Source organism: Kitasatospora sp. NPDC001175 (assembly GCF_053598215.1).
This window is the reverse complement of record NZ_JBSFJU010000047.1, coordinates 50,766-63,214: the sequence shown is the minus strand read 5'-3', so window position 1 is coordinate 63,214 and position 12,449 is coordinate 50,766. Positions and strand designations below refer to the sequence as shown.

General features: G+C 69.3%; 10 protein-coding genes, 1 tRNA gene and 2 pseudogenes. 3 read left to right on the top strand and 10 right to left on the bottom strand.

The features are described 5' to 3' along the window. Positions 1-76: 76 nt before the first annotated feature. From ACWDAK_RS28105 to ACWDAK_RS28080, 6 genes are all read right to left on the bottom strand, one after another. Positions 77-153, bottom strand: a tRNA-Met gene (locus ACWDAK_RS28105). Between the two features lie 119 nt (positions 154-272). After that, positions 273-617: a VOC family protein gene (locus ACWDAK_RS28100; protein ID WP_344638792.1), complete on the bottom strand. Its 345-nt coding sequence runs from the start codon at positions 615-617 to the stop codon at positions 273-275. A gap of 8 nt (positions 618-625) precedes the next feature. Further along, positions 626-988, bottom strand: a complete 363-nt coding sequence (locus tag ACWDAK_RS28095; RefSeq protein ID WP_344638791.1) for a hypothetical protein — start codon at positions 986-988, stop codon at positions 626-628. 549 nt (positions 989-1,537) lie between these two features. Further along, positions 1,538-3,724 carry a catalase/peroxidase HPI gene (gene katG / locus ACWDAK_RS28090; protein ID WP_427395116.1) on the bottom strand — a complete coding sequence of 729 codons (2,187 nt, stop codon included), beginning with the start codon at positions 3,722-3,724 and terminating at the stop codon, positions 1,538-1,540. 191 nt (positions 3,725-3,915) lie between these two features. After that, complete coding sequence (locus ACWDAK_RS28085) at positions 3,916-4,254, bottom strand: hypothetical protein (protein ID WP_344638789.1); 339 nt, start codon at positions 4,252-4,254, stop codon at positions 3,916-3,918. A 664-nt stretch (positions 4,255-4,918) separates the two neighbouring features. Beyond that, a complete protein-coding gene (locus tag ACWDAK_RS28080) occupies positions 4,919-5,527 on the bottom strand; it encodes a hypothetical protein (protein WP_427395117.1) in 609 nt (202 codons plus the stop codon). Between the two features lie 291 nt (positions 5,528-5,818). Here ACWDAK_RS28080 and ACWDAK_RS28075 point away from each other — a divergent pair, with 291 nt between their 5' ends. After that, a complete protein-coding gene (locus tag ACWDAK_RS28075; RefSeq protein WP_427395118.1) occupies positions 5,819-5,953 on the top strand; it encodes a hypothetical protein in 135 nt (44 codons plus the stop codon). Between the two features lie 181 nt (positions 5,954-6,134). Here ACWDAK_RS28075 and ACWDAK_RS28070 read toward each other — a convergent pair whose 3' ends face one another. Both ACWDAK_RS28070 and ACWDAK_RS28065 read right to left on the bottom strand, forming a co-directional pair. Continuing rightward, positions 6,135-7,283, bottom strand: coding sequence for an ABC transporter substrate-binding protein (locus ACWDAK_RS28070; RefSeq protein ID WP_344638786.1), 1,149 nt, complete (start codon positions 7,281-7,283; stop codon positions 6,135-6,137). A gap of 226 nt (positions 7,284-7,509) precedes the next feature. After that, positions 7,510-7,998: pseudogene (locus tag ACWDAK_RS28065) on the bottom strand (ATP-binding cassette domain-containing protein); the annotation flags it as partial. A 568-nt stretch (positions 7,999-8,566) separates the two neighbouring features. On the opposite strand from ACWDAK_RS28065, the gene ACWDAK_RS28060 reads away from it, so the two are divergent. Further along, entirely contained in the window at positions 8,567-9,430 is an 864-nt protein-coding gene (locus tag ACWDAK_RS28060; protein WP_344638852.1) for an alpha/beta fold hydrolase, read from the top strand. 617 nt (positions 9,431-10,047) lie between these two features. Here the strand turns inward: ACWDAK_RS28060 and ACWDAK_RS28055 are convergent. After that, positions 10,048-10,446 (bottom strand): annotated as a pseudogene (locus ACWDAK_RS28055) (ATP-binding cassette domain-containing protein); the annotation flags it as partial. Positions 10,447-10,528: 82 nt separating this feature from the next. After that, positions 10,529-11,416 (bottom strand): LysR family transcriptional regulator, encoded by an 888-nt coding sequence (locus ACWDAK_RS28050; protein ID WP_427395119.1) that lies wholly within the window; start codon positions 11,414-11,416, stop codon positions 10,529-10,531. Between the two features lie 103 nt (positions 11,417-11,519). On the opposite strand from ACWDAK_RS28050, the gene ACWDAK_RS28045 reads away from it, so the two are divergent. Beyond that, entirely contained in the window at positions 11,520-12,281 is a 762-nt protein-coding gene (locus ACWDAK_RS28045) for an aspartate/glutamate racemase family protein (protein ID WP_427395120.1), read from the top strand. Positions 12,282-12,449: the final 168 nt, after the last annotated feature.

Sequence of the window (12,449 nt, the reverse complement as noted above, 5' to 3'; positions counted from 1 at the left end):
TCTTCCTCGCCCCCCCGCGCCCCCCCCCCCCCCGGGGGGGGGGGGGGCCCCCCCCCCCCCCCCCCCCCGGCCCTGGTGGTAGCGGGGACAGGATTTGAACCTGCGACCTCTGGGTTATGAGCCCAGCGAGCTACCGAGCTGCTCCACCCCGCGTCGGTGAGACAACCATAGGCGACAATCGTGCCAACACGAAATCGGTTTCTCCCGGCGCGCGGGTGGATCCAGCTGTAGGCCGGGAGATGATCGAGAAGCATGGCCTCGGCCGAGGTGGCTCACTGTCCCGTCGGCGTCCATGCAGCAAGCTCGTTGCCACCCGGCTCCCGGAAATGGAAGCGCCTGCCGCCGGGAAAGTCGAATGCCTCGACCGTGATGGTGCCGCCCGCCTTGAGTACCGCGCTTCGCGTCGCCTCCAGATCGTCCACCTGGATCACGGCGAGCGGCCCGGCCGGAGCTTCTGAGTGGTCCTGTTGGAAGCCGAGGCTGACTCCGCCGCCGCAGTCCACATCGGTGTACTCCGGGCCGTACTGCGTCGCCCCCCAACCGAAAACAGACCCGAAGAACTCCGCGGATTCCCGAGCGGAGGTGGTGGGGAACTCGACCATCGTGAAGCTTTCCATACCTTCGATCATATGAATGACTGTTGAGGCCGTGTCAGTACGCCCTGGCGGCAGTTCCAGGGTGTGGACGCCGCCCGGTCGGCTCCGTCGGGCAGAACGGGCAGCGGCCGCACCGCATCCAGCGCCCAGCACGGCCACGGATCAGCGAACGGTCCGGCCCGACCCTGGAGGAGGCCGAAGGCGCGCACCCGGGCCTGCTCGACCAGGTGATGGTCGTCGTCGGTGATGAAGCCGAACCGGCGGCCGTGGTCGTACTCGTCGACGTCCTTCCAGCACGCCGAGGACTGGTCGGGATCCACCACCAGGTCGACGAGCGGGTCCAGGGTGTCGATCCCGATCCGCGTCCGGACCACCGGCTTCTCGAAGTTCACGTGCAGACGCAGCGGCTCGCCGCTGTCCGGGTCCTGGCAGTAGTGCAGGGAGAACGTCTCCCCGGTCTCGAAGCGGGACCGGACGACGGTGTGCCGCCAGGCCCACGGGCCGAACTCCCAGATGCCAGCCGCGAGGTTGGGCAGGCGCGCTTGCGGGCCGTGTCGTCGCCGGTGCGCAGCGCGGTGGTCCAGGTGGTCGGGGCGATAGACCAGGCGAAGGCGAGCGGCTTGAGCTTGGGACGCCGAGCGCCGCCGAGCTGGCGCTCGGCATCGAAGGCCAGGCCGTGCAAAAGCGTCCGTCCGCCGTCCAGCCGACCGCCACCATCTGCAAACGTCGACGCCGCATACCACCATAATCGGAGGCCGCAACGGCCTCGGGGAGACAGGCATCACGACCCAACATTCGAACGGAACGGCGGCACCAACTCGGCTGCACCGATCCGTTAAGGCTCTGCCCGACCCGGAGCCGAACCTGACCACCACGAGGCCGGAGGCCCGACCGAGGATGTCCGGGCCTGCCAGTACCACCGGCCGACCCGGACATCGGGATCAGGCGAGGTCGAACCGATCGAGGTTCATGACCTTGTCCCACGCGGCGATGAAGTCACGCACGAACTTCTCCTTCGAATCGTCCTGGGCGTAGACCTCCGCGATGGCTCGGAGCTGAGAGTCCGAACCGAAGACGAGGTCGACGGCGGTGGCGGTCCACTTGACCTCGTCCGTGGCGCGATCCCGCCCCTCGAACACGTTCTCAGCCGAGGCGGACGTCTTCCACACCGTGCCCATATCGAGCAGGTTCACGAAAAAGTCGTTGGTCAACGTCCCGGGCCGATCGGTGAAGACACCGTGCCGAGACTGCCCGACGTTGGCGTTCAGGGCCCGCATCCCGCCGATGAGAACCGTCAGCTCCGGAGCGGTCAGCGTCAACATGAACGCCCGGTCCACCAGCAGGGTCTCCGCCGGCAGCTTCTCGCCGGCCCGGAGGTAGTTGCGGAACCCGTCGTAGGTCGGTTCGAGCACGGCGAACGGCTCCACATCGGTCTGCTCCTGCGAGGCGTCGGTACGCCCCGGCGCGAACGGGACCGTGACGTCGTACCCGGCCCTCTTCGCCGCCTGCTCGACGGCCGCGCACCCGCCCAACACGATCAGGTCGGCGAGCGAGACCTTCTTGCCGCCGGACTGCGAGCGGTTGAAGTCCTGCTGGATCTGCTCGAGGTTCTGCAGCACCTTGGTCAGCTCGGCCGGCTGGTTGGCCTCCCAGTCCTTCTGCGGCGCGAGGCGGATCCGCGCCCCGTTGGCCCCACCGCGCTTGTCGGTGCCGCGGAAGCTCGCAGCTGCGGCCCACGCGGTGGAGACCAGCCGGGAGATGGACAGCCCCGATGCGAGGATCGTGCCCTTGAGGGCGGCGATGTCCGCCTCTGCGATCAGTTCGTGGTCGACCTTTGGGGTGGGGTCCTGCCACAGTTGTGGCTCGGGGACCCACGGGCCCAGGTAGCGCGAGCGGGGTCCCATGTCGCGGTGCAGCAGCTTGTACCACGCTCTGGCGAACGCATCCTCGAGCTGGTCGGGGTTCTCGTAGAAACGCTTCGTGATCGGCCCGTAGATCGGGTCCAGCTTCAGCGCCAGGTCCGTCGTCAGCATCATCGGGGCGTGCCGCTTGGACGGGTCATGAGCGTCGGGCACGGTGCCCTGGGCCTTCGGATCCTTGGGAGTCCACTGCTTGGCCCCGGCGGGGCTGACCGTAAGCTCCCAGTCGTATTTGTACAGGTTGTCCAGGAAGCCGTTGTCCCACCTCGTCGGCTGGCTGGTCCAGGCGCCCTCCAGCCCGCTCGTGAACGCATGGACGCCCTTGCCGCTGCCGAAGGTGTTCTTCCAGCCGAGGCCTTGCTGCTCGATGGGGGCGGCCTCGGGTTCCGGACCGATGTACTGGGGATCGACTGCACCATGGGTCTTGCCGACCGTGTGGCCGCCGACGATGAGCGCAGCCGTCTCCTCGTCGTTCATCGCCATACGACCGAAGGTCTCTCGAATGTCCCGGGCGGCAGCCAGCGGATCCGGGTTGCCTTGCGGCCCCTCCGGGTTCACGTAGATCAGGCCCATCTGCACGGCGCCGAAAGGCTCGGCGAATTCCCCTGGTCCGCTGTAGCGCTCATCTCCGAGCCAGGTGTCCTCAGGGCCCCAGAAGATCTGCTCGGGCTCCCAGATGTCCTCTCGCCCGAAGCCGAAGCCGAAGGTCTTAAACCCCATCGATTCATAGGCACAGTTGCCGGCGAAGATCAGCAGATCGGCCCAGGAGATCTTCCGGCCGTACTTCTGCTTGATCGGCCAGAGCAGCCGGCGTGCCTTGTCCAGGCTCGCGTTGTCGGGCCAGCTGTTGAGGGGCGCGAACCGCTGAGCGCCGCTGCCGCCACCGCCGCGGCCGTCGGCGATGCGGTAGGTGCCGGCGGCGTGCCAACTCATCCGGATGAAGAGCGGCCCGTAGTGGCCGTGGTCGGCCGGCCACCAGTCCTGGGACGTCGTCATCAGCTCGAAGAGGTCCCGCTTCAGCGCCTCGACGTCGAGGGTCTTGAACTCTTCTTTGTAGTTGAAGTCCGCACCCATCGGGTTGGACTGGGGCGAGTGCTGGTGGAGAACCGAGAGGTCCACCTGGTTCGGCCACCAGTCCCGATTCGTCCTAGGCCGATGCGGCGTGGAGGTCGGGGAGGGGATTAGTGGGTTCTCGCTTTCGCTGGACATGTCGGGTCTTCTCCCTGTCTTGCCGTTTCGTTCTGGCGGCCGGTTACCCGGGTGGCGGCGCGCAGGAGGTGGGCGGCCAGGGCGGCCTTCCCTCGCCCTCGTTCGGGCACTCGATTTCCGGCGGGACGGGCAGGGCAGAGCGGCAAGGGCCGCCCCGCAGCTGGCTCGCCCGGAGCGAACTCCTCCTACACTCACCCATCATCCCGCGGCCAGCGGACCGGGCAGGGGAGGCGCGGCCGGACTGCGGACCAAGAACAGGGTGCAGGCAGCCAGTGGGCCAGGTCAGGCATGGAGCTGTGGGTGGTGTCGGGCCGGACCACCGCATTCGTCACCGAGTCGTGGCCGGCGTGGCCGTGCCCGGCGACATGGGCAGCCAGCACCCGGTCCAGCAGCTCACGCAGCTCGGCCGGCTCGCCGACAAAGCTTCGTCGATGGCGCAGCCGCTGCGGCGGAGGGATCAGGCTGGGGCGCTTGCGGACGGCGTTGACGGCAGCCTGGTGGCTCTGACCAGCCGCGGGTGCGGGCGGCATTCTTTCGGGCATGGCGCTTGACCACCGGTGGCATGTCCTTGCTGATGGCAGGCCTGCGATCCGGGAGCTGAACGGCACCGGAAAGTCTTCTGCAAACAGCAGCGCTGATGCGGCGCACCCTCGGGCAAGGGTGCTGCCGGTCGCGGCCGCCAGCAAGGCCGGGACCGACACCACTCGGCCCGGGCTCAACATACCGGGCCCAGCGCCGGCCGGCTTGCGGCGTTGATCAGGCAGCCAAACGCTCGTGAGTTTCCGCTCCGGCGATGTCGGGCCGACCACGGCTACCCGGCGGGATGTCAGCCGGCCCGGGTCGCACGGCGCAGTTCCACCAGCCGCTGCGGGCCACCACCGGGGTCGGCCGGTCGGTGCGGCGCGGCCGCGGCGCGGACAAGGCGCCGCGCGAGTACCGGGCACACCGAGTGCTGCTGCCATGGGCGCCGCGACTGAAGCGCCCGTCAAGGATCCGTCCGAGGCCATCAAGGTACGCCCGTCGCCTCGCCCCGAAGCCGGCCCGGGCGGCAGCGGATCACTGAGCCGGCCGGGCGGCGCGGTGCCGCCCGGCGCGCTCTCAGGGCACCGGCGGGCGGGGCCGCTGGTCGCCGGCCCGCGCCAGCCCGCCCACCGTGGCTCGGTGAAGCCGTCACGGGCTCACCGGAGCCGGCTGTCAAACCGTCAGGATGACCGCCTCCATCCGCAGCGACTGGCCTGTGGTCCCCACGAAGGCCGCCTGGCCGGCCGCGGCGCAGACTTTCGACTGCCAGCCGATGTTCTGCACGTGAGCCCGGGCGCACACACTGCCGCTGCCGACGCCGATGCCCAGCGCCTCCATGCGGAGCGACTGGCCGGTAGTGCCGACGCCGACGGCCGTACCGTCGCCCGCGCAGACCCAGTGCTGCCAGCCGATGTTCTGCACGTGGGCGACCGCGCACACCCCGCCAACGCCGGAGACGGCGATGCTCAGCGCCTCCATCCGCAGGGACCGGCCCGTGGTGCCCGCCATCTGCCCGTCGCAGACCGCCGACTGCCAGCCGATGTTCTGCACGTGGGCGGCATAACAGATGTGCCGGCCGGTCTCGTTGGGGTGCGTGACCGCCTGCCGCCGGACGGCCGCCAGCACCTCGGCACGGGCCGTCGCGTCGGAGGTGATCGCGCTCGCCCGCGGCGCGGCCGGGCTCGCGGTCGCCGCCTGGGCAGGCGCGGCCAGCGAGGTCAGTCCCGCCACCAGGAGTGCGGTGCCGAGCAGGCCAGCGGCGGAACGTTGGATTCGCTTCATGGGTGGTGTCTCCACTCTTGCCGGAGTCAAGATGAAGTGGGCACGCCAGATGCTATCCGCGATCGCGGCACGGGCCCCGTTTCGACACCGAATTCCGATGTCGGGGAATGGAAGGTGATGACCCGGGACGACCTCACCGACCTGCCAAATGCCACTCGCCACCACCAAGGAGATCCGTGTCCTCGCCTTCCTGGACACCGCCGAGGTGGACCCGATCACCTACGACCGCGTGTACTACCCAGCCCCTCGGTCCCGGCGGGGGCGCGCCCCTACTCGCTGCTACGCCGCGCGATGCTCGATGCCGGCCGGGTCGGCATCGAGCATCGCGCGGCGCTGCGGACCAAGGAGAGCCTGGCCGTACTGAGGGTGCACCGCGACGTCATCGTCTTTCCGACCGTGGATGCGTCCGGGTCGGCTGTGACCTGACCTCCTAATGCTGTTGTCAAGCCATCATCCGTGACGGACGGTCCTTCTTCGTAGCACCATCCGTCACGGATGCTGAGGGCCCACCCGCCGTGGGCGTCACTGCGGGTTGCCCCGGGTCCTGCGCTCGGGGCCCCGCCGCGAAGCTGAGAGGCCGTATTCACACGTAGACAGGTAGACAGCCTCAAGTTCGGACAGGTCCGGGCAGTGGGACCTCCGTGCTCTCCCAGCTGGCGTGAAGGATCCGAAAGCGATCGGGTTTCGCCGGATCTCGATCAACGACTTGGATTGGCGTCCAAGCCCATTGCCAAACGCTGATGCCCGGCGTGCGGGAGAACTGGATCTGCCCGCGGGTGCCTTCGACTGCAACGTGCGGCCAGGATTCGGCAGTGCGTGCCCGGTCCGCGCCGTGAGAACGCAGCACATCGGCGAGGACTGCGATCGTGTCGTAGCCCTCGAAGGCGACGAAGGAGGGCGCTTCGGCGAGCCGCTCGCGGAGGGCCGTCTCGACTCGCGTGCCGAGTGGGCTGAGGCGCTCGGGCAGGTAGCGCAGGAACGGGATCGCGGCACTGTCGTCGCCCAGCGACGTCGCCCATTCGGCGAACTCCGGTTGCCCAGCCGGAGCACCAATCATGATCTCGGCGAGGCGCTGGTCGCGGCGGACGGACTTGACGATCGACACTGCCGGCTCCGGGTGGCCGACCAGAAGAAGGAGGGCTGTCACGCGATTGTCGACGAGTTCGTCGCACACGGCCGCGGGGGCGAGCGCGCGCATGTCGAGTTCGATGACGGTGCCGCCGCGTGGAGCGAGGTGGTCCCGCAGAATGCGGGTCCCAGCTGCCCAGTAGACACTCGGCTCGACTGCTAGGGCGACTCGGCTGTGGCCCGCACTGAGGAGGAAGTCCGCGTAGATCTGCCAGCCGTGGGACTGCGCCGGGGCGAGGCGCGCCACCCATTCCGTTGGCTGTTCGGTGAGCGCGTCGAGAACCGCTGACGAGCAGAGGAACGGCAGGCCGAGGGCGTCGGCCCTGGCGGCAGCGGCGCGAGCGACGACGCTGTGATACTCCCCCGCCAAGGCAGCCACGCCCAGGCCTGCCAATTCATCCACGGCCACCGCGGCCCTCTGTGGATCAGCCGCGGTGTCTCGGACCACCAGCTCCAGTGGTCTTCCGACGACCCCACCGGCGTCATTGACTTCGCGAACGGCCAGCTCCAGTCCAGCGAGCAAGTGTCGGCCTGCCTCGACCCAGCCAGGCCGGGTCAGCGGAACAAGAGCGCCGATCTGGACGGATGTTCTGGGCGTCACCAGGCTCTCGGAAGGACGTGTACCCATGTCAGTTGACTACGTTTCGGATCATCCTCGCGGTTCCCCAGCCGAGATGAGTAGGCGTCAAGCGGAAGCCGAGATCGCTCCGCGGTTGCCGGTTTCTCTGTAGCGAGCTGGCGTTCTGACGCAGGGATTCGACCGTGCTGCTGACCACAGATCGACTGCGGCTCCGGCCGTGGACGCTGACGCCGACTGGTGGGTGCGGCTGCACGTGGACGAACAGGTCAACCGTTCATCGTAGGGAGAGGGCGAGCATTTCGACGTCGTCGCTTGCCTGATAGCGGAAGGTGGGATCCTGCTCGCCGCCGGTGCGGTTGGCGGGGCCGCCCATCAGCGGCCGCATGAACTCGTGCCGGGCCAGCGGATCAAGCGCCGCGATCGGCTCATCGATCAGCAGCAACCGCGGCCGCTCGGCCAGCGCGAGGGCCAGCGCGACTTGGGCGCGCTGCCCGCCGGACAACGTGCCGACCGGCTCGCCGAGCGGAGTGCCGGCCCCAACCAGGCGCTCGCGGGCGAAGTCCGCGTCCCGACGGCGGTTGAGCTTGCGCCCCATGGCGATCAGCTCGGCAGCGGTGAAGTCCCGGAACAGCGGGCGTCCTGAGCGGCGAAGCCGATCTCCGCCAACGCACGGGTTTCCGCGCGGCTCCTGCCCGAAGACCCGCTCCCGTCCATCATCCGGCCGCAGCAGGACGACCGTGAGATGCAACGGCGTGCTGTTGCCCGCGCCGTTCGGTTCGAGCGGGCGCCTTCGAGGCGTTCTTGCAGGGTGCGGTGTTCGCGGGTCAGTTGCTGGACGCGGTGGTTGAGGGTGGTGATCTCGGTGGTCAGGGACCGAAGTGACTCATCGGGGACCATTTGGTCGAAGTCGCGGACCCGGCCCATGAGTTCGCCGATCCGTCGCCGCTCAACGAGGACTTCGTCGATGGCGCGGGCGGTGGAACACCTCGTGGAGGAAGTCGCCAGTGGCGGGTCGGTGGCGCGTTCTGCGAGGCCGAGGCCGTGCGGGGGTGGGTGGCGAAGTGCTCAGGTGGAAAGGCTCGTCCGGGTAGTGCGGATGATCTTTCACTGAGTAGTGTGACTCATCGGATAGTGGGCAGCCGTTCGCACGCTGCCCTCGTGACTCCGCGCTTGACCGCTGACGCTTGCCATGCACGAAGACGTCTCTGCGGCTGGATGGTGCGCCGCAGGACGACGTCTCGTTCCTCGGCCGCGAGGTCGTTCGCGGCATCGGGAAGAGCGACGCGCGTGCCGCCGACGCCGTAGAGGAACCAGAAAGTGAGTGTAGACAGATGCAACCGACGTTCGTACTGGTTCACGGAGCTTTCGCGAACTCTTTCTCCTTCGCACCGCTCCAGGCCGAACTCGGCCTCCTCGGACACCGTTCGGTCGCCGTCGATCTTCCGGGGCACGGGTTCGCCGCGACGTACCCGCGGGCCTATCAGGCACCACAGGATCTCGGAGGGCTCGCCACCACGCCCGGGGCCATCAAGGGCGTCACGCTCGCCGACAACGCCGCGCACCTCATCGGGATACTGGAGCGGGCCAAGCGGAACGGGCCCGTCATCCTCGTCTCACACAGCCGCGGCGGCATGACGGCCACCGTCGCAGCCAACCAGCGGCCCGACCTGATCGACCGCATCGTCTATGTCTCCGCCTGGTGCCCCGTCGACCTCGACGTCAGCTCCTACTATGCCGAGCCCGAGATGGCCACGGTCGACGCCACGGGGCTGGCATCGGCGATGGTCGGGAACCCTGCCGAGCTCGGGCTGCTGCGCTCCAACTTCCGCACCGCCGACCCTGGCGTCCTCGCGGCCTTCAAGGCGGCTTTCCTCGCCGACGGGACGGACGAGGAGTTCATGGTTTTCCTCAACACCTTCCAGCCCGACGAGAACCTCGACGCCGGCACACCCGATGACCGGGCGCAGCCCGACACCTGGGGGCGGATCCCCAAGACGTACGTCCGGCTGGCTGAGGACACCAGCGTGCCGCTCGCCATGCAGGACCGGATGATCCGCGAGGGCGACGCGCTGACGCCGGAGAACCCCTACGACGTCCGTACGCTCATCAGCAGCCACCTGAAGTGGCTGGTCGACCCGGCACCGGCGGCCCGAGTTCTGGGTGAAATCGCCGCGCTCCTGCCTGCCGAATCATGATCGGAGCCAGATGAGGAGAGCGGCGGCGGTGACAGTGCCGAGGTAGACGTACCCTCGCTCGCCATATCGGGTAGGTGCACCACGAGGCGCCATGGAGTCGAGTGAGGTGAGAGGTCTGCACCGCCGGGTTGTCGCAGCAACCTGGTTGAAGCTGAGGGCAGTTCGTCCCGGGGGATGGCGAGGCGGGTGGTAAGCAGCCCTGACACCGTCGGGACGGACTGGCACTGCCGGACGGTTCGGGCCCGGCCAGCGAGACGGGAAGGCGTACGCGAGGAACCAGTGCTTGACGCCCCGTAATCACGACACCGGTTCCAATCTGGCGGATGCGGGCCGGACGCAGTGCACGACCGTTGGTGAGCCGGCGGTCGTCTCCGAAGCCGAGGCTACGCATCGGTGAGGGTTCGACCGGACCCGCGCGTCCGCCGGGCGGCCCGCCGCCACACCGCGACGGCCCCGGCCGCCGACACCACAACGCCATTCGCAGGAAGCGGCCCCGGTGCGGGTCCCTCCACCAGGTATGCAGTTCCTTCGCCGCAACCGCCCGGATGGGGCCAGTGCCCAGCACCCGCCGCGCTGCCGACACTCGCCCGCGCCGTGCGGCCCGCGCGCTCCCGTCGCTCGACCAGTGCCATCACGTGGCTGGAGAGCACCACCGAGCCGCCCGCGGCCACGAAACGGCGGAGGATGGCGCGGATGGTCGCGGCGGAGAGCGGGTCGACCGCCTCGAATGGCTCGTCCAGTACCAGCAGCCGCGGCGCGTGCAGCAGGGCGACCGCCAAGCCGACCTTCTTCCGCATGCCGGTGGAGTAGTCCAGGACCAGGGTCCGTTCGGCCTGGTCCAAGTCCAGTACCGCCAGCAGTTCGGCGCTTCGCCGCTCGACCTCGCCGGTCGGCAGTCCGCGCAACTGCCCCATGAACCGCAGCAGTTCGCGGCCGGTGAGCCGCTCGGGCAGCGCCAGACCGTCCGGCAGCACGCCGAGCAGCGCCTTCGCCCGCTGCGGTTCGGCCCAGACGTCCGCGCTCAGCCAGGGCGATTCACGCGCCGCGAGAGGTGTAGCTGCGATGGTGCTGCACCCGGCGGGACTGACACGACCACGGCTAGCGTGCGGTTGCTGCCTGCTGGAGGGCGCGGGTGGCCTGTGTGACGGCGGGGATCTGGAGGGCTTCGCGGTGGCACAGCAGGTACAGGGCCCGGCCGGTGATCCCGAGCGGGAGCACCTGCACGTCGGGGTGGCGGTAGGCGTCGAGGGCGAGCTGCGGTAGGAGGGCGACGCCCAGGTCGCGGGCTACCAGGTTCTGGATGACGACGTAGTCATCGGTGCTGTGGCGGATGTCGGGGGTGAAGCCGGCGGCCTCGCAGGTGCGGGTGAGGTGGGCGGCGCAGCTCGGGCAGCCGGCGATCCACGGGGTCGATGTCAGGCACGTCAGTGGCTCGGTGGCGGTCGCGGCGGGGTGGCCGGTGGGGACGACCAGGCTCACGGGGTCGTTGGTGAGCGGGACCAGCCGTAGGTCGGGGCCGTGGTCCGGCGGCTGGTTGTCGTGCGAGAAGAGCACGGCGAGATCGGCCTCTCCACTGGTCACCAGGTGGGCTGCCTCGGGGGGTTCGCACTCGGTCAGGCGGATCTCGAGCCCGGGGTGGTGACGTGCCAGGTTCGTCATGGCGGTCGGCACGAGGGTGGCGCAGGCGGAGGGGAAGGCCGCCAGGCGTACGGTGCCGGCGCTGAGGTTTGCGAGTGCGGCCATGTCGTCCTCGGCCGCATGCAGGCGGGTGGCGATGGCGTCGGCGTGGCGCAGCAGCGTCGTGCCGGCCTCGGTGAGCCTGATGCCGCGGGGGTGGCGGACCACGAGCGGGAGGCCCGCCTGCCGTTCGAGCTGGCGCAGGTGCTGGCTGACGGCGGGCTGGGTCCAGCCGAGTTTGCGGGCCGCCGCAGCGATCGACTCGGTGCGGGCGACCTCGCGGAAGATCAGCAGTCGGTGCGTGTCCACGCCCCCAAGTATCTCTTGGGGGTCGGGCAAGGAAGAGGGGGCTATCGCGGGTGCCGGGTGCGAAGCACGCTGGTACCCACGGATACGGACATCAGGAGGAAACGTGCGGACCATCGGACTGATCGGCGGGATGAGCTGGGAGTCCTCGGCGGAGTACTACCGGCTACTCAACGGGCTCACCCGCGACCGGCTGGGCGGGCACCACTGCGCGCCGAGCGTGATGGTCACCGTGGACTTCGCCGAGATCGAGGCGATGCAGCGGGCCGATGACTGGCGGGGTGCCGCTGAGCGGCTCGCCGAGGCCGCGGTGGGTCTGGAGAGGGCCGGGGCGGAGCTGGTCGTGCTGTGCACCAACACGATGCACCGGGTCGCGCCGGCGATCGCGGCCGCGGTGCGGATCCCGTTCGTGGACCTCGTCGACGCGACAGCACAGCGGATCCGTACGGCGGGCATGCGCACTGTTGGGTTGCTGGGGACGCGGTTCACGATGGAGGGTGAGTTCTACCGGGCCCGGATGGCGGAGCACGGGATCGAGGTCCTCGTTCCGGACAGGCCGGACCGTGTGCTCGTCCACGACGTCATCTACGACGAACTGACCCGGGGGCGGATCCAGGACTCCTCGCGACGGGAGTACGCCCGGATCATCGCCTCCCTGGCCGAACAGGGTGCCGAGGGTGTCATCCTCGGCTGTACCGAGATCCCGCTGCTGATCGGCCCGGCCGACACCTCGGTGCCGCTCTTCGACTCCACCCGCCTGCACATCGAACACGCCATCGAACTGGCCCTGACCGCACCAGAATCACACACGGACCATCAGTCGCACAGCTGGCGATCGCAGCCTCTGCGTCGCTCACCCGGATGGTGAGCAGTACACGATGAGGCCGCCGGTGTAGCCGCGATCGGCCCAGAGCTGCGCTTGTTCATACCCTGCCCAGCGAGCCGAACCCCCAGGGGGACGGCTCGTCGCTCACCAGGAATGTGAACGGCGGCCACTCGGCCAGCGCCGCTGCCGACGCCGGCCGAGTGGCTCCCG